The sequence below is a fragment of the Pseudomonas parakoreensis genome, assembly GCF_021602155.1.
Classification (GTDB): domain Bacteria; phylum Pseudomonadota; class Gammaproteobacteria; order Pseudomonadales; family Pseudomonadaceae; genus Aquipseudomonas; species Aquipseudomonas parakoreensis.
Genome location: NZ_BQHY01000001.1, coordinates 493167 through 514262, shown reverse-complemented (window position 1 = coordinate 514262; position 21096 = coordinate 493167). Strand labels below are relative to the sequence as shown.

Here is a 21096-nt window from a genome sequence, read left to right as displayed (position 1 = left end):
CTCCCACAGGTTTTATGAACGCCACAGACCCTTGTGGGAGCTGGCTTGCCAGCGATGCTTTTAGCGGCGGTACGAAGAGCCGGTATGTTGCTCAGGTAACTGCGCCCCTGCGTGAAACAGCTTTTCGCGCAGGCTGCCGCTGTCATACGCAGTCTTGTACGATCCGCGCCGCTGCAACTCCGGAATCACCAGCTCGATGAAATCGACATAGCTTTCCGGGGTAACGATGCGCGTCAGGTTGAAGCCGTCGAGACCGGTTTCGGCGATCCACGCTTCCAGTTCATCGGCCACTTGCTCAGGCGAGCCGACCACGGTGATGTAGCGGCCACCGAGAGCGTGCTGGTCAAGCAATTTGCGGCGGGTCCAGTCGTTGTTCTGCAGGTTCTTGGTGGCGGACTGGATGGCGTTGCTCTTGACGTACTGGATCGGCTCGTCGATTTCGTATTGAGAAAAATCGATGCCGCTGGACGCCGAGAAGTGCGCCACACCGGCCTCGGCACTGGCATGACTCAAGTACTCAGCGTGCTTGGCCCACGCGGCTGCTTCGGTGGCGCCGACGATCACGTTGAGGCCCATGAACACCTTGATGTCTTCGGGATTGCGCCCGGCCTCGACGGCGCTGGCGCGGACCTTGTCCACCTGCACTTTGGTCGATGGCTTGTTCTGGCCGCTGATGAATACGCACTCGGCGTGACGCCCGGCGAACAGCAATCCACGATCGGAACTGCCAGCCTGGAACAGCACAGGCGTGCGCTGCGGCGACGGCTCGCAGAGGTGGTAACCCTCGACTTGATAGAACTCGCCGTGGTGCTCGACCTTGTGCACCTTCTCCGGCTGCGCGTAGATGCGCTGCACGCGGTCATTGAGCACCGCGCCGTTTTCCCAACTGCCCTCCCAGAGTTTGTAGAGCACTTCGAGGTACTCGTCGGCCTGATCGTAACGGCGGTCGTGCTCGACCTGTTCGCGCAGGCCCATGGCCTTGGCGGCGCTGTCGAGGTAACCGGTGACGATATTCCAGCCGACCCGACCACGGCTCAGATGATCGAGCGTGGACATGCGGCGGGCGAACAGATAGGGCGGTTCATAGGTGAGGTTGGCGGTGAGGCCGAAACCGAGATTTTTCGTCACCGCAGCCATGGCCGATACCAGCAGCAGCGGGTCGTTGACCGGCAACTGGATCGACTCTTTCAGCGTGACATCCACCGAGTTCTGATAGACGTCGTACACGCCGACGATGTCGGCGATGAACAGCCCGTCGAACAGCCCGCGCTCCAGCAATTGCGCCAGTTCGGTCCAGTACTCGAGAGTTTTGTAGCGCGTCGAGGTGTCGCGCGGGTGTGTCCACAAACCGTGGTTGATGTGGCCAATGCAGTTCATGTTGAACGCATTGAGCAGAATCTTTTTCTTGCTCATCAAATGGTGCCCCGCAGTGGCGGCTTTTCATCGTTGAGGTAGTAATTGCCCACCGCGTGATATTTCCAGCGCACCGGGTCGTGCAGGGTGTGCACCCGGGCATTGCGCCAGTGGCGGTCGAGGCCGTGCTCGATCAGGGTGGCCTGGCTGCCGGCCAGTTCGAACAGCGTGCTGCCAGCAGCCAGCGAGATTTCAGTGCTGATCGCCCGCGCTTCGGCGACGGCAATCGAGGCGGCAGCGACGGTTTCGGCGTTGGTCTCGGCCTGGGCCTTGTCGAGGAATTCGCCGGCGCGTTCCAGCAGTGCTTCAGTGGCGTGCAGACGAATACTCAAGTGACCGAAACTCTTCAGGGTCAGCGGGTCTTCGGTGGCCTTGTCATTACCGGAGTCAATCCACGGCCGGGTTTTGCTGCGCACGAAGTGCATGGCATCTTCGTAAGCGGCGCGAGCGATGCCAGTGTCGATGGCGGCGTGAAGGATCTGCGCCAGCGGGCCGACCGTGGTCGGACGCTCGAAAGCACTCTGGAACGGGACCACGTCCTCGGCGGCAACGTAGACGTCTTCGAACACCACGGAACCGCTGCCGGTGGTGCGCTGGCCAAAGCCGCTCCAGTCGTCGATGACCGTCAGGCCTTGGCTGTCACGCGGGACGAAGGCCAGTTGCTGCACGCCATTTTCATCGACCACCGACGTCGGGATGCGCTGCGCGTAGATCGCACCGGTCGCATAAAACTTGCGCCCGTTGATGCGATAGCCGTCGCCGTCACGTTCGAGGCGGGTGACGCGGTCGTGGGCGGTTTTGGTACCGAGTTCCGCCAGGGCGTTGCCGAAGCGCTGGCCGGCCAGCACCTCGGCGTACAGCCGCTGTTTCTGCTCGTGGCTGCCGTTAACGCGCAGCACTTCGAGGGCGTAGAAATGGTTCTGCGGAATCTGCCCGAGAGAACCGTCAGCCTGAGCGATCAGGGCGATGACTTTGGCCAGGGTCACGTTGGACACAGCAGCGCCGCCGTATTCCTTGGGCACGCTGATGCCCCACAGGCCGGAGCGGGAAAACACGTCGAGTTCCGGCAGTGGCAGGCGACGTTCACGGTCACGCACGGCACTGTCGCGTTTGAAATCTTCGGCCAGGTCGCTGGCGACGATCAGGGCTTGCTCATCGCTGGTGATGACCGCGACGGGGTGGGAAAAAGTCATGGTTCTCTCCAATGCCTTTGAGAAAGTGTGCGGTCGTCAGATCCAGGAATGGCGGGCCGGCAAAGTACCGTTGAGGCGATAGGCGCCGACCGCGTGATATTTCCAGCGCACCGGGTCGTGCAGGGTGTGCACCCGGGCGTTGCGCCAGTGGCGGTCGAGGTTGAATTCGGCGAGGGTCGCGCGGCTGCCGGCCAGTTCGAAAAGCTTTTCGCTGGCCAATAGTGAAATCTCGGTGGTCAGCACTTTGGCTTCCGCCACGGCAATCGACGCGCGGGCGGCGGACTCGGCGGTGAGCGGTGCGGCGTGCACCTGATCCAGCACTTGCCCGGCCTTGCGCAGCAATGCCTCGGCGGCGTGCAGTTCGATTTTCAGTTTGCCGATGTCGGCGATCACGTAGAGGTCATCGCTGGCGCGTTCGACCTTGGCGTCGATCCATGGCCGCGCGCGGGTTTTGACGAATTCGATGGCGTCGTCGATGGCACCTCGGGCGATACCAGCGTCGATGGCCGCTTGAATCAGCTGCGACACGGCGCCTTGAGTGTTGGGCTTTTCGTTGATCTTCCAGTTATCGACCACCAGGCTCGACTCGACGCGCACGTTGTTCAGCACAATCGTGCCACTGGCGGTGGTGCGCTGACCGAAACCCGACCAGTCATCAACGATGCGCAGGCCCGGGGTGCCACGGCGGACGAACGCCAGCACCTGCTTGCCGTCGTCATTCAGCGCCTTGACCGCCACCCAGTGCGCGAACAATGCGCCGGTGGAATAGAACTTCTGGCCGTTGATCACATAGTCATCGCCGTCGGCGGTGATGCGCGCTTTCAATTCCAGGGTATTTTTGGTGCCGCGTTCAGGGCCGGCATTGCCGATGCGCCAGCCTTCCAGAACACTCTGGAACAGCTGTTTTTTCTGCGCCTCGGTGGCGCTGCCGAGTACCAGATTGATGATGCCGAACTGGTTTTGCGGGATCTGTCCCAGCGCCGGGTCGGCCGCGGAAATGATCGCGAACACCTCGGCCAACGTGACAAACGAAACCTGTGGGCCGCCGTATTCACGGGGGATGGCAATGCTGCCCAGACCGCTGCGGGTGAACTGTTCGATTTCCGACCACGGCAGCTTGCGCTGGCGGTCGCGCCTGGCGGCCTGCACGCGGGCGACTTGCGCCAGCTCATGGGCGGCCTTGATGGCTTGGGCGTCGTTGCGCAAGACCTGCGCGGGCAACAACAACGGGGCGATGTCCAGATCCGACTGGACGTTTGCATCGGCCAGACTGGACATCAGTGCCGCTCCCTGGCTGCACGCAATGCCCTGGCGATCTGCACTGGGGTGATTGTGTTCCGGACCATACTACCTACCTCACATCTCATGAAAAACGCCGCAAAAGTGCGGCGAACGAAAGAATGTCCGGTGGTCCGGTTCATATACCCTAAGCGTGTATAAATATTAAATAAACTAACTTTTAGGAATATGTATAGAAGGGGTGGTGGTCGGGTTGGTTAACAGGCTCCCAGCCGTGGTGGTACAACCTGTGGTGAGGGGATTTATCCCCGACAGGCCGCGCAGCGGCCCTTTCTGAATCATAAAAAACGGGACGGCTTCGCAGCCCATCGGGGCGGTGCGACTTTTCCCTGGATCCCCTCACTGCAAAGCCCCATGAGTACAGGAATGCGGCATCAATCCTTGGTCGATTCAGCGGCCTTCAGATCCTGGCGCAGCGGCACCCTCAGATAAGGATTCACGCAACCGATCTTCAGCGTCCGTGGCGGTGCCCAGCGTGAGTTGTTGCCGACCCAGTCGATGACGCAGTAGGTCACATCGAGGCGCAGATCCTCACCGCCCTCGACAATCACTGCCGGTGGCACCCAGACCTGAATCGGCAGGCCGACATCGGCAGCGGTGATTCGGGCCAGATCCATGCGCACATCGCCCCAGCGCAAGGTGATGGCGTCGTCCTCGGCCATGTTCCGGTAGGGCTCGATGGTCAGGGGCACACCGCGTTTGATCTGATTGGGATTCACGCCCTGGCGGCGGATGGTGTCGGGTACCGTGACCGGCGCCAGTTGCTGATTCTCGTCCCCGCACAACGCCGAAGGCTGGCCGCCTGGGCAGTCGAGCTTGACTTGAACCCGGGTTGCCGCCGACAGCGCCGGTCCCTGCCCGATTTGCATGACCCGATAGTGGATCCGTGCGGTACCGCTGGCGATGAAGCTCTCCGGCACTCGCAGACTGACCGATGTGCCGAGGTCTTCACGGGTCAGGACGCGTGAGGCGACGTAGCAGTTGTTCCAGAACAGTTCGATCAGATCGCCGGCGTCCATGCCGGGGTACGGCAGAACATCGATCAGCAGATGCGCGGCCGCGGCCAGGTTGACGGCGTTTTTTTGCGCGGCTGCCAGGTGCGGGGCTGCCAGTTCGGGGGTATGCGAAGTGCGGATCATCGGGCTCTCTCCTTGAAATCTTGCGGCGAATTCCGTTTCTTGAAAAAACAAAAGGCGTGATGAATCGGTTATGCAGCCTGAACTTTTGTTCAGGCTGAGTGCGAATTGATTCAACTAATGGGTGCCGGTTGACGACTAGATAAGAGTGTGCGGGAAAGAGTGTCAATAGAGTGTCTTAGTTAATCCGTGAATTACCGATTAATCAGAAGATTCCTACGTTGTACGGTCACGCTGCCTAGCCGCAATGGCGAATGGAACTACGGTTTTTTGGCAGTTTTTATTGTTTTAGTGCGGGCGAGTTTGGATCGTTTCGCAGGCAAAGAAATGCGCAACGGATTAGATCCAATGGCTGCAGAACATGTATGTATTGTTTGGACAGATTTTAGAATGGAGGGGTTTAGATATTTGTGCAGGCGGGAAAAGTATAACTTCCATCCGTGGAAGTTAATGATTCAAAGCAATAAGCTTCTCAGGCGTGATTCAGAAACTTGCTGAGAAACTGTTTGGTACGCTCCTCTTTCGGGTTGGCAAACAAGGCCTTGGCTTCGCCTTGCTCGACGATCACGCCCTTGTCAAAAAACACCACACGGTTGGCCACGTCGCGGGCGAACCCCATTTCGTGAGTGACGATGACCATGGTGCGTTTTTCTTCAGCCAGACCACGAATGGTCGCCAACACTTCGCCGACCAGTTCCGGGTCGAGCGCCGAGGTCGGTTCGTCGAACAGGATCACTTCCGGTTCCATCGCCAGCGCCCGGGCAATCGCCACGCGCTGTTGCTGACCACCGGACAGACGACGCGGATACGCATCTTCCTTACCGGCCAGACCGACCTTGGCCAACAGCTTCATGCCCAGGGCAACGGCTTGCTCGCGCGGCATCTTCTTGACCACGATCGGCCCTTCGATGACGTTTTCCAGGGCGGTGCGGTGCGGGAACAGGTTGAAGTTCTGGAACACGAAACCTACGTGCTGGCGCAGGTTGCGCACCAGGCTTTGTTGCTGGCTCAGAGGACGGCGGGTATCGATCTCGATATCGCCGACCTTGATCCGGCCGCTGGTGGGCTCTTCAAGGAAGTTCAGGCAGCGCAGGAACGTGGTTTTACCCGAACCGCTGGGGCCGATGATGGCCACGACCTCGCCTTCCTTTACTTCAAGATCGATGCCTTTGAGCACCTCTTGACCCTTGAACTGCTTTGTCAGTTTTTCCACGACAATCATGGGTCAGGACTCCTGGTCGTGCCGATTGGCCCGCTCTTCCAGCTTGTTCTGCAGGTGCGACAGCACCGTGGCCAGAATCCAGTAGATCAGCGCGGCGGCAAGATACATGGTGAAGACTTCGAAAGTCCGGGCGGTAATCAGCTGCGCCTGGCGGAACAGTTCCGGCACCTGAATGGTGGCGGCCAGTGCCGTGTCCTTGACCAGTGAAATGAAGCTGTTGCCCAACGGCGGCAGCGCCGTGCGCATGGCCTGCGGCAGGATGGCCCGGCGCAGGGTTTGCGCACGGGTCATGCCGATGCTCGCAGCGGCTTCCCATTGACCACGTTCGATCGAACCGATCGCCGCACGCAGGATTTCACAGGCGTAGGCGGCCATGTTCAGCGAGAAGCCGATCAGCGCCGCCGGCAGCGGATCCAGTTCCAGACCCAGTTGCGGCAAGCCGTAATAGATCACGAACAGTTGCACCAGCAACGGCGTGCCGCGGAAGAACGACACGTAGATGCGGGCAATCCAGCTCACCAGTTTGAAGCGCGACAGGCGCATCAAGGCCAGGCCGAAGCCCAGCAGCAAGCCGAAAAACATGCCGCCCAGGCTGAGGATGACCGTGTAGTACGCGCCCTTGAGCAGAAAGGGCGCGGAGTCCAGTGCGAGTTGGAAAGCTTCTTCCATTATTTGGTGACGTCAGCGTTGAAGTATTTCTTCGACAGCTTCTCAAGGGTACCGTCGGCACGCAGCTCGTCGAGGGCTTTGTTCACCGCAGCCAGCAGCTCAGGCTCGCCTTTGCGCAGGGCGATACCGGATTCCTGACGGGAGAACGCTTCACCGGCAGCCACGGTTTTCGGGGCTTTCTTGGCGTATTCCAGTGCGGCCAGACGGTCGATCAGGATGGCGTCGGTGCGGCCGTTGTTCAGGTCGGCGAACTTGGTCGGATCATCGTCGTAGGTGCGCACGTCAGCGCCCGGCACGTTGGCGCGGACCCACTGTTCGTAGTTGGTGCCCAGACCGACACCGACTTTCTTGCCGGACAGGTCGGCAGCGGTCTTGATGTTCAACTTGGCTTCCTTGTCCTTCAGCACCAGCGCCTGGATCCCGGAAACGGTGTACGGCTCGGAGAAGTCATATTTCTTCTTGCGCTCGTCGGAGATGGTCACTTGGTTGACCACGACGTCGAGACGTTTGGATTCCAGCGCAGCGAGGATACCGTCCCACTTGGTCGGCTGAATCTTGGCTTTCACGCCGAGTTTCTGCGCCAGGGCTTCGGAGAGCTCGACTTCGAAACCGGACAGTTTGCCGTCGGCGTCAACGAAGCTGAACGGTGGGTAAGTGCCTTCCAGGCCGACGTTGATGACGCCTTTGTCCTTGATCTGTTGCAGCTGCTCACCGGCGGTTGCCTGGCCGATCAGGCCGGCGCTCAGTGCAAGGCCCAGCGAACCTACCAGCAGAGTGCGACGTAGTGCGGAAAAATTCATGACAAGCCCCTGTGTTTTCTTATGGAAGACGCTTAAGGAAAGTTGGCGAATCCGGGAGTTGAACGACTGCGTTATCGTGCCCTAAAGCAGCTTATGCGTCTTGCCCGAAATTCGCCTGCGGCGAGACTATAAGATGTCTGCTTTAGACTTGAAAATACTTAATGATCTTTCTGTTATTCCAATTTCGAATATATGTGATCAATTGTGGCGAGGGGATTTATCCCCGATGGGGCGCGAAGCGGCCCTCTCTTCTGACTTGAAGAGCAGGGGACTGCTGCGCAGTCCAACGGGGATAAATCCCCTCACCACAGAAATTCTTGCAGCAGGGAGGATCAGCTTGTCAGCGAATCCCTGTAGGCAAACAACGCCGGCGCCCCACCCGTGTGCAGGAAGATGATCGGCCCTTCATCAAAACGCTGGCGACCAATCCCGTCGAGCAACCCGGCCATGGCCTTGCCGGTATACACCGGGTCGAGCAACACCGCGTCCTGACTGGCCAACAGCTTCACCGCCGCCAGTGTCCCGGCATTCGGCTCGCCGTAACGCGGACCGAAGTATTCGTCCCACAACTCGACCTTGAAGTTCACTGGCAATTTCACACCCAGCAGGTCCGCCGTACGTTCGGCCAGACCTTGCACTTTCGGGCGCTGATCTTCTTCGCTGCGCGAGACGGTCACGCCGATCACCGGCAATTGCGGCAGCGCTTCGCTCAACGCCAGCGCCAGACCGCTGTGGGTTCCGGCGCTGCCAGAGGCCAACACCACGGCGGCGAATTCCAGGCCGGTGTCCTTGATCTGCTCCGCCAGTTCGAGACCGGCACGTACGTAGCCCAATGCACCGAGAGCATTGGAGCCACCGATCGGTACCAGATACGGTTTCTTGCCATTGCTGCGCAGGCGCACAGCGAGTGCGGCGAGTTGTTCGTCGGCGTTGTCGAGGTTGTCCACCAGCTCGACCTTGGTGTCGAACAGATCCAGTAGCAGACGGTTGCCGTTGCCGGTGTAATTGCTGTCATCGGTGCCTAGCGGATTTTCCAGCAGCGCCACGCAACCCAGGCCGAGCTTGGCCGCCAATGCGGCGGTCTGGCGTACGTGGTTCGATTGCAACGCACCGGCGGTGATCAGCGTGTCGGCGCCCTGGGCGAGGGCATCGGCGGCGAGGTATTCGAGTTTGCGCAGCTTGTTGCCGCCCATGGCCAGCGGCGTCAGGTCATCGCGTTTGATGTACACATCGCGGCCCAGCCAGGCGGACAGGCGTTCGAGTTTTTCCAGAGGCGTCGGTTGGCCGAGCAAGTCGAGACGGTTAAAGCGATCCAGCTGTTGTTTGATCATGAGTCCGTACTGGCGGAGAAAGATGACAGGACTATAGGCACGCCGTTTTACCGGGGCAACCGTGAATCGCTTATAGCCAAATGTGCTTAGTCCAGCACTATCGGTTCTTAATTCGCCCTCACGGGCATGCCGTAAAGTAGTCGCCGTTGACGCGGCCAGACCGTCCGGCCGCCCGTGAGGAGTCTTTACCGTGAGCGAGCGTTCCAGCCATTGGCAATTGCAGACCATCGTCAGCCAACTGCGTACCGCGCGGGATCAGTGGCGTACTCAGAATGGCCGGGCCAGCGGCGAGCAGGGTGGTCGCGAGTTGCCGTCCCGCGCGGCGATGGCCGAGATTCTCGAGGCGCTGTGTGGTGCGTTGTTCCCGATGCGGCTGGGGCCAGTGGACCTGCGTGAGGAAAGCGAAGACTTCTATGTCGGCCACACCCTCGATACTGCGTTGAATGCCTTGCTGGCGCAGGCGCGGCTGGAATTGCGGTATGTCGCCCGGCACAGCGCGCAAGGCGATGCTGATGTCGAAGCGCAGGCGATTCGCATCATTCAGGACTTCGCCCTGGCCTTGCCGGGCCTCCGCAGCCTGCTCGATACCGACGTGCTGGCGGCCTATCACGGTGACCCGGCGGCGCGCAGCGTCGATGAGGTGCTGTTGTGCTATCCAGGGATTCTGGCGGTGATCCACCATCGTCTGGCGCACCATTTGTATCGCGCCGGGTTACCGTTGCTGGCGCGGATCAGCGCGGAAATTGCGCACTCGGCCACCGGCATCGATATCCACCCCGGCGCGCAGATCGGCCGCAGCTTCTTCATCGACCACGGTACCGGTGTGGTGATCGGCGAGACCGCGATCATCGGCGAGCGGGTGCGGATTTATCAGGCCGTGACTTTGGGCGCCAAGCGCTTCCCGGCCGATGAAGACGGGCAGTTGCAGAAGGGCCATCCACGGCATCCGATTGTCGAGGATGACGTGGTGATTTACGCCGGGGCGACGATTCTGGGGCGGATCACCATTGGCCAGGGTTCGACCATTGGCGGCAATGTCTGGCTGACCCGCAGTGTGCCGGCGGGGAGCAACCTGACCCAGGCCAATCTGCAGCATGATGACGGGACGCAGAAGTAAGATTTCCAGTTCGTTTGTGGCGAGGGAGCTTGCTCCCGCTGGAGGCCGCAGGACTCCCAATTGCGACTGACGCCGGATTGGGACTGCTGCGCAGTCCAGCGGGAGCAAGCTCCCTCGCCACAGTTTTCGCATCGAATCAGGTTGATGGCATTCAGCCAATTCTCCGTTGAACGAATCCCCTCAAACCCGCGTCATACCCCTCCTTGGGCTACTGTACGAAAACTACCGCCTGGCCCTGCGATTAGTCCTTACCACCCTATCCATGTTTAACTTGAACGTTCATTCAAGTTAAACCGGTGGTTCGCTGCCCGCTCACAACAGGAGGCTTGCCTTTGCTGAGTCCGATCATTTCAGCCACGTTTCAACCCCTCGAGGTGCACGTTTCATGAGTGCATCGTCTACCCCCGCCAGCGGTCTGGTGCGCATGAATCCGCCGGTGTTCTACTTCGCCGCGACGGTGATTCTGCTGTTTGGTCTGGTTGTCATCGCCATGCCGGAGCAGGCCGGCGCCTGGTTGCTGGCTGCGCAAAACTGGGCGGCCAATACGGTCGGCTGGTACTACATGCTGGCGATGACGCTGTATCTGGTCTTCGTGGTGGTCACCGCGTTATCGGGCTACGGCAAGATCAAACTCGGTGCCGACCACGACGAACCCGAGTTCAGTTACCTGTCCTGGGCCGGCATGCTGTTCGCCGCCGGGATCAGCATCACGCTGTTCTTCTTCTGCGTGTCCGAACCGCTGACCCACATGCTGCAACCGCCGCAAGGCGAGGCCGGCACCGCCGATGCGGCGCGGCAGGCGATGCAGATTCTGTTTCTGCACTGGGGCCTGCATGGCTGGGGCGTGTTCGCCTTTGTCGGCATGGCGCTGGCCTATTTCGCCTACCGGCATAACCTGCCGCTGGCCTTGCGTTCGGCGCTGTACCCGCTGATCGGCAAGCGCATCAACGGCCCTATCGGTTATGCGGTAGACGGCTTCGGCATTATCGCTACGGTGTTCGGCCTGGGTGCCGACATGGGTTTTGGTGTGCTGCACCTCAACTCGGGTCTCGACTACCTGTTCGGCATCGCCCACACCCAGTGGATTCAGGTCGGCCTGATCACGCTGATGATGGGCGCGGCGATCATCGTCGCCGTCTCCGGTGTGGACAAGGGCGTGCGGGTGATGTCCGACATCAACATGCTGCTGGCCTGTGCGCTGCTGCTGTTCGTGTTGTTCGCCGGTCCCACCCAGCACCTGCTCAACACCCTGATCCAGAACCTCGGCGACTACCTCGGTGCGTTGCCGATGAAGAGTTTCGACCTCTACGCCTACGACAAACCAAGCGACTGGCTCGGCGGCTGGACGGTGTTCTACTGGGCCTGGTGGATTGCATGGTCGCCGTTCGTGGGCCTGTTCATCGCGCGGATTTCCCGTGGCCGTACCATCCGCGAATTTGTCTTCGGTGTGCTGCTGATTCCGCTCGGTTTCACCCTGGCGTGGATGTCGATCTTCGGCAACAGCGCCATCGATCAGGTGCTCAACCACGGTATGTCGGCGCTGGGCATGTCGGCCCTCGACAATCCGTCGATGAGCCTTTATCTGCTGCTGGAAACCTACCCATGGAGCAAAACGGTCATCGCGGTGACGGTGTTCATCAGCTTCGTGTTCTTCGTCACTTCTGCCGACTCCGGTACCGTGGTGCTTTCCACCCTGTCGGCCAAGGGCGGCAATCCGGACGAAGACGGGCCGAAATGGCTGCGCGTGTTCTGGGGCGCGATGACCGCGCTGGTGACCAGTGCGCTGTTGTTCTCCGGCAGTATCGATGCGCTGAAATCGGCAGTGGTGCTGACCTCGTTGCCGTTCTCGATGATTTTGCTGCTGATGATGTGGGGATTGCACAAGGCGTTCTATCTGGAATCGCAGAAGCAGATCGCGCAACTGCATTCGCTGGCACCGGTCTCCGGTTCGCGGCGCGGCACGGGCGGCTGGCGCCAGCGTCTGAGTCAGGCGGTGCACTTCCCGTCGCGCGACGAGGTGTACCGCTTCATGGACACCACGGTGCGTCCGGCGATTGAGGAAGTGACGGCGGTCTTCGTCGAGAAGGGCTTGAACGTGGTCACCCAGCCGGATCCGGCGCACGACAACATCAGCCTGGAAATCGGCCACGGTGAGCAGCATCCGTTCATCTACCAGGTGCAGATGCGCGGCTACTTCACGCCGTCGTTTGCCCGGGGTGGCATGGGTTCCAAGCAACTCAACAACCGCCGCTACTACCGCGCTGAAGTGCACTTGAGCGAGGGCAGTCAGGATTACGATCTGGTCGGCTACACCAAGGAACAGATCATCAACGACATCCTCGACCAGTACGAACGCCACATGCAGTTCCTGCATCTGGTACGTTGATCGGCAACTGAGCGCCGGGACGTTTCACGACTCGGCGCTCAGCACCATGAACAACACCATCGCCGCCACCGGCACCCCGAACACCGCACTGCCCACCGCGATTTCTGATCCCAGCGGCTGCCCGGCATGCACCACCCCCACCGCACCGTTGATCACCGTCAATGCCAGCCACAGCGCGGCGAAGCTGTAGGCCAGGGTTTGTCGGCTGAAGCCGATGCGCTCGCCGATGTAGAGCATCAGGGCCAGCAGGACCAGGCCGAAGAAGATGATGATGGCGGTGTGCATGGGTGTACCTGCGGGTTATGCGGTGCTTGATCGGACGCCTTCGCGGGCAAGCTCGCTCCCACAGTGATCTCGGTCATTCACAGATTCTGTACACAACAAAGATCCTGTGGGAGCGGGCTTGCCCACGAAAGGGCCACCTCGGTTTCATTGAGAGCATAGTCAAGTCAGCCCACATCAATACAAGCCAACCATTCTCAATCAGACACATTTCGCGACGCATTCAAATGTATCTGGACGGCAAGGCCCTTTCTCGCTGGCTCGCGCCTGCCGTTGGTCGAACCAATTACCGAGCGTTTGTTCACCCAGCTAATATTTCTCATGGTGTGTATCGTGTGTATAAATCGGTCGCTTACGCCCTAAAGTGACCCGCTCTTGCTGTCGAACAGGGCGAAGGAAATGCGTAGTCGGGAAATGATCAGGATGATCGAGGAGGATGGTTGGTATCTGGTTGCAGTGAAGGGCAGTCACCATCAGTACAAGCATTCGCGTAAGCCGGGTCGGGTGACGATCAAGCATCCGGATTCAGACCTTCCCAAAGGGACGATCAACAGCATTTTGAAACAGGCGGGGTTGAAATGAAGCCCGTTATTGGAAGTGAAAGTCCTTTTATGGACACGTCAGACGAAGGATTCACGTTTATGAAATTCCCGGTCGTTTTGCACAAGGATGCCGACTCGGACTACGGAGTGATTGTCCCGGATGTACCGGGGTGCTTCTCCGCAGGGAGCACGGTAGCCGAAGCTTTTGAAAACACTCAGGAGGCTCTGGCCCTGCACTATGAGGGGCTGGTGGCTGATGGTGCACCGTTGCCCCGAGTTCGGGACATTGATGCACATCTCGACAACCCGGATTATGCGGGTGGAATCTGGGGTGTCGTCGACTTTGATATCACTCCCTATTTCGGCAAGTCGGTACGCTTCAACGCCACGTTGCCCGAGCAACTGCTGGAGCGTATTGATCAAACAGTCAGGCGTGATCAACGCTACAGTTCCCGCTCCGGATTTCTGGCCGCCGCTGCGTTACGCGAATTGTCGGCATAACCTGTAGGAGCTGCCGCAGGCTGCGATCTTTCGCTTTTAAATGCCAGAATCAAAAGATCGCAGCCTGCGGCAGCTCCTACAGAAGCATGTTCGTCAGGTGCTCTCGCGCTCGATCAACTGGCACTGCAACAGATTCAGCCGCTGCACATCATCGCTCGGCAGCACCCCGAGACTTTCCAATACCCGCGTTGCCGCCAGCACGCCGATCTCCAGTGCCGGTGGCTTGATCGTGCTCAGGCTCGGCAACAGCATCTCGGCGAACGGGTAATCGCCGAAGCCGAGCACGGCGCAGTCTTCGGGAATTCTGAGGCCTGCGCGTTGCGCGGCGAGCAGGCCGCCCGCGGCGAGGTTGTCGTTGGCGAAGATGATCGCGTCGGGGCGGGGAGCGGCGTTCATCAGCGCTTCCATCGCTTGCTTGCCAGCTTCGAACGGCGCGCGGTCGGCGTCGGGGGCGAATACCCAAGGCTCAAGGCCGAACTCGCGCACGGTGGCGGCATAACCGTCGCGACGTTCGAGGGCACTGAGGTCACCGAGTGCGCTGTTCTGCACGAAGGCGATGCGGCGATAGCCTTTGTCATGCAGATAACGCGCAGCGCTCACGCCGACTTCATGGTGCGAAAAACCAATCTGCATCGGCTCGCGATCCGGCTGGTAATCCCAGGTTTCGATCACCGGAATCTCCGCCTCGGCGATCAGCTTTTCCGTGCCCGAACTGTGGAAATGACTGGTCAGCACCAACGCGGCCGGCGACCAGCCAAGAAATGCGCGCACGGCGTTTTCTTCCTGCTCGGTGCTGAAGTAACTCGACGCCAGCAGCAGCTGATAACCGTGGCGGCTGAGGGTGTCGCTGAAGCCCTGAATGGTGTTGGCAAAAATCGGCCCGGAGATGTTCGGAATCACCATGCCGACGATTTTGCCCCGCGCCGAGGCCAGGCCGCCGGCCACCAGATTCGGCACGTAACCCAGCTCGGCCACCACCGCCGCGATCCGCTCGCGGCGCTCGGGCGAGACGGTTTCCGGCTGATTGAAATAGCGCGATACGGTAATCGCCGAGACGCCAGCCTCGCGCGCCACTGCATTCAGGGTCACGCGTCCGGCGCCACGGCGTTTGCGGGGCTTTTCCTGGCTCAAGGCTCAATCCTTCTTAAAAACCAAAACGCATATAAAAGTAATTTTTCAGTATTGGACGCTCTATGCCGAGCTTGCCAATACTGGCGATGTTAGCGCTAACAAGGCGCATTGTCTGCTACTCGCTCGAGCGAATGCCCAAGACACCGATTCAGGCGCTGTCGTCGCAGAATGGCAGCGGTTCAGGACCAATTTCGAGCGGGCAACCATGCACAGCACTCCTGGGGCGACACACAAACTGGCGCAATCGATTCGCGCCGCTGGCTGGATTTTTACCGGGCTGGCGGCGTTGCCGCTGCCCACGGCTTTCGCCGCCGACAGCCGCGAACAAGAGCCGACCCTCAAGTCCGTCACGGTCACCGCCACTCGCCGCGAAGAGTCGCTGCAGAAGGTTCCGGTGGCAGTGTCGGTGATCGACGGCGAACAACTGGAACGCGATAACCGTAACGGCGTGGCAAGCATCGTCCAGCAAGTGCCATCGCTGAATTTCCGCACTGGGGCGTCGAACAAGGACACCTCGTTGTTTGTGCGGGGCGTCGGCACGATTTCCACCTCGCCCGGCGTCGAGCCAACGGTGGCCACGGTGATCGATGGCGTGGTCTATGCGCGTCCCGGTCAATCGACGCTCGACCTGCTGGATCTGGAGCGCGTCGAAGTGCTGCGTGGCCCGCAAGGCACGCTGTTCGGCAAGAACGCCTCGGCCGGTGTGCTCAACATCACCAGCAAGGCGCCGACCAACGAGACCCACGGTTACATCGACCAGTCGTACTACAGCGGCAACGAAAGCCGCACCCGCTTCGGCATTGGCGGCAGCCTGATTCCGGATACGCTCAAGGGCTCGATCAGCACCCTGTTCGGCACGTACGACGGCAACGTCGATAACCAGCACAACGGCCAGGAGGTCAACGGCTACAACCATCGCGGGGTGCGCGGCAAACTCGAATTCGCCCCGAACGACGACGTCACCTTCACCTTGATTGCCGACTACATGCAGTCCCACGACGACGGCCCCAACGGCGTGGTCAGCAAGTCGCTGACCCCGGCCTTCGCCAACGCGCTGAGCCCGGTCTACGCCAGCAACCACAACCGCGACATCAACACCGATACCCGCAGCCATGTCGAGGACACCAACAAGGGCCTGTCCGGCCAGCTCGACTGGCAACTGGGCGATTACACACTGACCTCGATCACTGCGTGGCGCGGCTGGGACAACACCCAGTATCAGGATGGCGATCGGCTGAGCACGATCACTGCAGCGTTCCCCGGCACCGCCGACAAGGGCGATCTTTCCTTCGACCAGTACTCGCAAGAGCTGCGCCTGGCCTCGCCGAAAGGTGAGTTCCTCGAATACGTTGGCGGCCTGTTCTACATGCACGGCAAGGATGACGAGACCTACCAGCGCACCCTGACGACGCCGACCAGCGTCAACCGTGGCGTGGCTGACTACAGCACCACCAGCGACAGCTACGCGGCGTTTGGCGAAGCCACGCTGAACTTCACTTCCGACCTGCGTGGCATCGCCGGCCTGCGCTACACCCACGATGATCTGGAATACGCTCACCGCCGCGTCTCGACCTCGGCGACCACGGTCAGCGGCATCCAGCCGGCCACCCGCAGTTCCGGTTCGGTGGACGAGGACGGCTGGTCCGGCCGGCTCGGCGTGCAGTACGACCTCAGCGATGCGGTCACCACGTACCTGACCTATTCGCGCGGCTACAAAGGCCCGGCCTACAATGTGTTCTTCAACATGCAGCCGCGTGACACCGAAGCGCTGAAACCGGAGACCTCGAACACTTGGGAGGCGGGTATCAAGGCCACCACCTGGAACAACCGGCTGACCACCAACCTCGCCGTGTTCCACAGCGACTACGACAACTACCAGGCAAACTTTTTCGACACGGTCGCCGGGCAAGTGGTGACGCGCCTGATCAACGCCGGCAGTGTCAGCACCGAAGGCGTCGAGCTCGATTACGCCTTGCAGGCGACCCAGCAACTGAAGATCTCCGGTGCGCTGGCCTACACCCGTGCGCGCATCGACCAATTCAGTTGCCCGGCCGGTGCGGCAGCGTCCTGCAACGTCAATGGCAAGCCGTTGCCGTTCAGCCCCGACTGGAAAAGCTACGTGCGCGCCGACTACAGCATCCCGCTGGACAACGGCCTGGATATCGAACTCGGCACCGACTACAGCTGGCAGAGCGAAGTGCAGTACGACATCAGTCAGAACGCCGACACCAAACAAGGTGCGTACGGCCTCTGGAACGCCAGCGTAGCGCTCGCCGATTACAGCAACGGCTGGCGCGTGGCGCTGCTGGGCAAAAACCTCGCCGACAAGTCCTATTCACCCCTGCTCGCCAGCGGCGGCAACTACATCTATCGCGCCGTGCCACGGGATGACGAGCGCTACTTCGGCGTGCAACTGCGCAAGGATTTCTGAGATGAGCAGACAACTGAAACTCGGCGCGTTTCTCATGGCCACCGGGCACCACGTCGCTGCGTGGCGACACCCGCAGGTACCGGCCAATGCCGGTCTGGATTTCGCCCACTACAAGCGTCTGGCGCAGATTGCCGAGGCGGCGAAGTTCGACACGCTGTTCGTCGCCGACAGCGTCGCCGCGCCGACCCAGGACATCGCCAGCCGCATGGCACGCTCGGATCACTTCGAGCCGCTGACTTTGCTCTCGGCCCTGAGCGCGGTGACCGAGCACATCGGCCTGATCGCCACGGCGACCACCAGCTACAACGAGCCGTATCACGTGGCGCGCAAATTCGCCTCGCTCGATCATCTGTCGGGCGGCCGCGCCGGGTGGAATCTGGTGACCTCGGACAACGCTGCCGAGGCACTGAACTTTGGTCGCGACGAGCACATCGGCCACGCCGAGCGCTACAGCCGCGCCCGGGAGTTTCATCAGGTGGTCACCGGGCTGTGGGACAGTTGGGAGGATGATGCGTTTGTCCGCGACAAGGCCAGTGGCGCTTATTACGACCCGTCGAAGCTTCACGTGCTGGATCACGTCGGTGAACACTTTCGGGTGAAAGGCCCGTTGAACGTCGCACGCTCGCCGCAGGGACAACCGGTAATCGTGCAGGCCGGCTCATCAGAAATCGGGCGTGAGCTGGCGGCACAAACTGCTGAAGTGGTGTTCACCGCGCAGACGTCGCTGGACGGTGCGCAGGCGTTCTACGCCGACCTCAAGGGACGTCTGGCCAAGTACGGACGCAGTGCCGATTCGCTGAAAATCATGCCGGGAGTGTTTGTCGTCGTCGGGCAGACAGAAGCCGAAGCGCAGGAAAAATGTGAAACGTTTCAGCAATTGGTCGAGCCGGAGGTTGGCGTGGCGTTGCTTGGGCGTATGCTGGGCAACTTCGACTTGTCGAAGTACCCGCTGGACGGACCGTTGCCTGAGTTGCCGCTGACCGACAGCGGCCAGCAGAGCCGGCAGAAACTGCTGACTGAGCTGGCGGGCCGGGAGAACCTGACCCTCGCCGAATTGGGCCGCAGGATTGCTGGCGGACGCGGGCATTACAGCCTGGTGGGCACGCCGACGCAGATCGCCGATCACTTGCAGGCGTGGTTCGAACAAGGCGCGGCGGATGGCTTCAACGTGCTGGTGCCGCACCTGCCGGGCGGTCTCGAAGACTTCGCCCATGGTGTGGTCCCGGAACTGCAACGGCGTGGGCTGTTCAGAACCGAGTATGAGGGCCGAACCTTGCGCGAGCACCTCGGCCTTGCCCGACCGCAAAACAGATTTGTGTAAACACCCTGTGGTGAGGGGATTTATCCCCGATGGGTGGCGAAAGCCACCCCCAAATCTGTATTCAAATTCGCGATTTTTTTTGGGACGGCTACGCCGTCCATCGGGGATAAATCCCCTCACCACAAAGTTGAAATTCACCCTCAATTTGCTGTTAATCAAACAAGAGAGGATTCGATGACTTACACCGCTGCCGAAAACCGCTACGACTCCATCCCTTACCGCCGCGTCGGCCGCAGCGGTCTGGTGCTGCCCGCGCTGTCGCTGGGCCTGTGGCACAACTTCGGCGACAGCACGCCGATCGACACCCAGCGCGCCCTGCTGCGTACGGCGTTCGACCTGGGCATCAACCACTTCGACCTGGCCAACAACTACGGCCCGCCATACGGCAGCGCCGAAATCAACTTCGGTCGTCTGCTGCGCGAAGACTTCAAGCCGTACCGCGATGAGCTGATCATCTCCAGCAAGGCCGGTTGGGACATGTGGGCCGGCCCGTACGGTCAGGGCGGCGGCTCGCGCAAATACGTGCTGGCCAGCCTCGACCAGAGCCTGCAGCGCCTCGGTCTGGACTACGTGGATATTTTCTATTCGCACCGCTTCGACCCGGACACCCCTCTGGAAGAGACCGCCAGCGCCCTCGCCACCGCCGTGCAGCAGGGCAAGGCGTTGTACATCGGCATCTCGTCGTACTCCGGGGTGAAAACCCGCGAGATCGCCGCGCTGCTCAAGGATTGGAAGGTACCGCTGCTGATTCATCAGCCGGCGTACAACCTGCTCAATCGCTGGGTGGAAAAAGACCTGCTCGACATCACCGAAGAACTCGGCACTGGCGTGATTGCGTTCACGCCGTTGGCCCAAGGTCTGCTGACCGACAAATACCTCAACGGCGTGCCGGCGGATGCGCGGGTCAATCGTCCGGGCGGTGGTTCGCTGCAGGCGTCGCACTTGTCCGAGGCCAACATTGCCCACGTGCGTGCGTTGAACGAGATCGCCAAACGTCGTGGCCAGAGCCTGGCGCAGCTGGCATTGGCCTGGACCCTGCGTGATCCACGGGTAACTTCGGCGCTGATCGGTGCGAGCCGGCCGGAGCAGATCATCGAAAACGTCGGGGCGCTGAAGAATCTGAGCTTCAGTGCTGAGGAACTGGCGGAGATTGATCGCTTTGCCCAAGAGGGCGGGATCAATCTGTGGGAGAAGCCTTCGACCGCTGAATAAGTGACTGGCGCCGAATTATTCGGCGCCTGCTCTGACGCTTTCGCGGGCAAGCCCGCTCCCACAGGGTTCCAGTCGTACACAAAGTCTGTGAACGGTGCTGTACCTGTGGGAGCGGGCTTGCCCGCGAAGGGGCCAGTTCAGGCAATGAGGAAATCGGGCCTCATTTGAAGAACGGCACATCCCCCAATACCGTCGCCCGTTGCATCACCCGCCGCGCCGGACGGTAATCATCCACCGCGTAATGCTGGGTCACGCGGTTATCCCAGAACGCGATGTCGTCCTGCTGCCAGCGCCAGCGAATGGTGAATTCAGGCCGCGTTGCGTGGGCGAACAGGAATTTCAGAATCGCCGCGCTTTCGGTGTCCGACAGTTCGTTGATCTTTGAGGTGAAGCCTTCGTTGACGAACAACGAACGGCGCCCGCTTACCGGGTGCGTGCGGATCACCGGGTGTGACAACGGTGGGTTCTTGCGTCGTGCCTCTTCCCACTGTGCCAACGCTTCGGGCGTATTGCCGTAGCGCTCCAGCGGAAACGAGCGGGTGAAATCGTGGGTCGCAGTCAGCCCTTCGAGCAGGGTTTTCATCGGCGCCGACAGCGCTTCGTACGCGGCGATCCCGCTGGCCCACAACGTATCGCCACCGAACTCCGGCAGCAGCTTGGCGCTGAGCACCGCGCCCATCGCCGGCGTTGGCAGGAAGGTCACGTCGGTGTGCCAGATCGCGTTGTCGCGCACGTCGGTGACGGCGGTGTCGAGGATCAGCACCTCGGGCTGCTCCGGCACGTTCGGGTAGATCGGATGGATGTGCAGGTCGCCAAAGTACGCCGCGAAACGCGCCTGTTGCGCAGGCTCGATCGGCTGGTTGCGAAAGAACAGCACCTGGTACTTGAGCAGCGCCTGCTCGATGGCATTGCGCTGTTCCAGGTTCAACGGCTGGCTGACGTCGACGCCGCTGATCTGCGCGCCGAGGGCCGAGCTTAAGGGGGTGATGGTCAGGCTGCTCATGATGGTTCTCTTCAATTCCGGGTAACCGCGCCCCTGTAGGAGCTGCCGCAGGCTGCGATCTTTTGATTTGTTTTTTAAAAGCAGATCAAAAGATCGCAGCCTGCGGC

Annotated in this window: 18 protein-coding genes; 7 read left to right on the top strand and 11 right to left on the bottom strand. The window is 60.7% G+C overall.

Annotated elements, in window-relative coordinates; translation table 11 throughout:
* Positions 1 to 60 precede the first annotated feature (60 nt).
* The 8 genes from L6D63_RS02210 to L6D63_RS02175 all read right to left on the bottom strand — a co-directional run bounded on the left by L6D63_RS02210 (position 61) and on the right by L6D63_RS02175 (position 9063).
* Positions 61 to 1413: an LLM class flavin-dependent oxidoreductase gene (locus L6D63_RS02210; protein ID WP_131670865.1), complete on the bottom strand. Its 1353-nt coding sequence runs from the start codon at positions 1411 to 1413 to the stop codon at positions 61 to 63.
* On the bottom strand, positions 1413 to 2606 hold the full coding sequence (locus L6D63_RS02205; RefSeq protein ID WP_131670866.1) for an SfnB family sulfur acquisition oxidoreductase: 1194 nt from the start codon (positions 2604 to 2606) through the stop codon (positions 1413 to 1415). Before L6D63_RS02205 ends, L6D63_RS02210 begins: the two co-directional genes overlap by 1 nt.
* Positions 2607 to 2642: 36 nt before the next feature.
* Positions 2643 to 3884 carry an SfnB family sulfur acquisition oxidoreductase gene (locus tag L6D63_RS02200; protein ID WP_095667825.1) on the bottom strand — a complete coding sequence of 414 codons (1242 nt, stop codon included), beginning with the start codon at positions 3882 to 3884 and terminating at the stop codon, positions 2643 to 2645.
* 395 nt (positions 3885 to 4279) lie between these two features.
* Positions 4280 to 5044: a hypothetical protein gene (locus L6D63_RS02195; RefSeq protein ID WP_095667824.1), complete on the bottom strand. Its 765-nt coding sequence runs from the start codon at positions 5042 to 5044 to the stop codon at positions 4280 to 4282.
* A gap of 469 nt (positions 5045 to 5513) precedes the next feature.
* Complete coding sequence (tcyN, locus tag L6D63_RS02190; RefSeq protein WP_047290800.1) at positions 5514 to 6263, bottom strand: L-cystine ABC transporter ATP-binding protein TcyN; 750 nt, start codon at positions 6261 to 6263, stop codon at positions 5514 to 5516.
* A gap of 3 nt (positions 6264 to 6266) precedes the next feature.
* Positions 6267 to 6932, bottom strand: a complete 666-nt coding sequence (tcyL, locus tag L6D63_RS02185) for a cystine ABC transporter permease (RefSeq protein WP_003220607.1) — start codon at positions 6930 to 6932, stop codon at positions 6267 to 6269.
* Complete coding sequence (gene tcyJ, locus L6D63_RS02180; protein ID WP_041071182.1) at positions 6932 to 7732, bottom strand: cystine ABC transporter substrate-binding protein; 801 nt, start codon at positions 7730 to 7732, stop codon at positions 6932 to 6934. The genes tcyL and tcyJ overlap by 1 nt, the downstream gene beginning before the upstream one ends.
* 332 nt (positions 7733 to 8064) lie before the next feature.
* Positions 8065 to 9063: a D-cysteine desulfhydrase gene (locus L6D63_RS02175; protein ID WP_131670868.1), complete on the bottom strand. Its 999-nt coding sequence runs from the start codon at positions 9061 to 9063 to the stop codon at positions 8065 to 8067.
* Between the two features lie 190 nt (positions 9064 to 9253).
* On the opposite strand from L6D63_RS02175, the gene epsC reads away from it, so the two are divergent.
* Together epsC and betT are read left to right on the top strand one after the other, a co-directional pair.
* Positions 9254 to 10180, top strand: a complete 927-nt coding sequence (gene epsC, locus L6D63_RS02170; protein ID WP_041071188.1) for a serine O-acetyltransferase EpsC — start codon at positions 9254 to 9256, stop codon at positions 10178 to 10180.
* Between the two features lie 424 nt (positions 10181 to 10604).
* Positions 10605 to 12566 carry a choline transporter BetT gene (gene betT, locus L6D63_RS02165; RefSeq protein WP_174377299.1) on the top strand — a complete coding sequence of 654 codons (1962 nt, stop codon included), beginning with the start codon at positions 10605 to 10607 and terminating at the stop codon, positions 12564 to 12566.
* Between the two features lie 24 nt (positions 12567 to 12590).
* On the opposite strand, the gene L6D63_RS02160 is transcribed toward betT, so the two are convergent.
* Positions 12591 to 12851 (bottom strand): hypothetical protein, encoded by a 261-nt coding sequence (locus tag L6D63_RS02160; protein ID WP_095667822.1) that lies wholly within the window; start codon positions 12849 to 12851, stop codon positions 12591 to 12593.
* 396 nt (positions 12852 to 13247) lie between these two features.
* Between L6D63_RS02160 and L6D63_RS02155 the strand changes: the two genes are divergently transcribed.
* Together L6D63_RS02155 and L6D63_RS02150 are read left to right on the top strand one after the other, a co-directional pair.
* Positions 13248 to 13430: a type II toxin-antitoxin system HicA family toxin gene (locus L6D63_RS02155; protein WP_131670869.1), complete on the top strand. Its 183-nt coding sequence runs from the start codon at positions 13248 to 13250 to the stop codon at positions 13428 to 13430.
* Between the two features lie 59 nt (positions 13431 to 13489).
* A complete protein-coding gene (locus tag L6D63_RS02150; RefSeq protein ID WP_047291023.1) occupies positions 13490 to 13891 on the top strand; it encodes a type II toxin-antitoxin system HicB family antitoxin in 402 nt (133 codons plus the stop codon).
* Positions 13892 to 13984: 93 nt separating this feature from the next.
* On the opposite strand, the gene L6D63_RS02145 is transcribed toward L6D63_RS02150, so the two are convergent.
* Positions 13985 to 15022 carry a LacI family DNA-binding transcriptional regulator gene (locus tag L6D63_RS02145; protein ID WP_131670870.1) on the bottom strand — a complete coding sequence of 346 codons (1038 nt, stop codon included), beginning with the start codon at positions 15020 to 15022 and terminating at the stop codon, positions 13985 to 13987.
* Between the two features lie 205 nt (positions 15023 to 15227).
* Here L6D63_RS02145 and L6D63_RS02140 point away from each other — a divergent pair, with 205 nt between their 5' ends.
* The 3 genes from L6D63_RS02140 (at position 15228) to mgrA (ending at position 19986) form a co-directional block, all read left to right on the top strand.
* The gene (locus L6D63_RS02140; RefSeq protein WP_131670871.1) at positions 15228 to 17453 is read left to right on the top strand and encodes a TonB-dependent receptor; all 2226 of its coding nucleotides are present in this window, start codon (positions 15228 to 15230) and stop codon (positions 17451 to 17453) included.
* A 1-nt stretch (position 17454) separates the two neighbouring features.
* Positions 17455 to 18774 carry an LLM class flavin-dependent oxidoreductase gene (locus L6D63_RS02135; protein ID WP_131670872.1) on the top strand — a complete coding sequence of 440 codons (1320 nt, stop codon included), beginning with the start codon at positions 17455 to 17457 and terminating at the stop codon, positions 18772 to 18774.
* Positions 18775 to 18948: 174 nt separating this feature from the next.
* Positions 18949 to 19986 carry an L-glyceraldehyde 3-phosphate reductase gene (gene mgrA / locus L6D63_RS02130; protein ID WP_131670873.1) on the top strand — a complete coding sequence of 346 codons (1038 nt, stop codon included), beginning with the start codon at positions 18949 to 18951 and terminating at the stop codon, positions 19984 to 19986.
* A gap of 160 nt (positions 19987 to 20146) precedes the next feature.
* On the opposite strand, the gene tauD is transcribed toward mgrA, so the two are convergent.
* Positions 20147 to 20989: a taurine dioxygenase gene (tauD, locus tag L6D63_RS02125; RefSeq protein WP_131670874.1), complete on the bottom strand. Its 843-nt coding sequence runs from the start codon at positions 20987 to 20989 to the stop codon at positions 20147 to 20149.
* Positions 20990 to 21096: the final 107 nt, after the last annotated feature.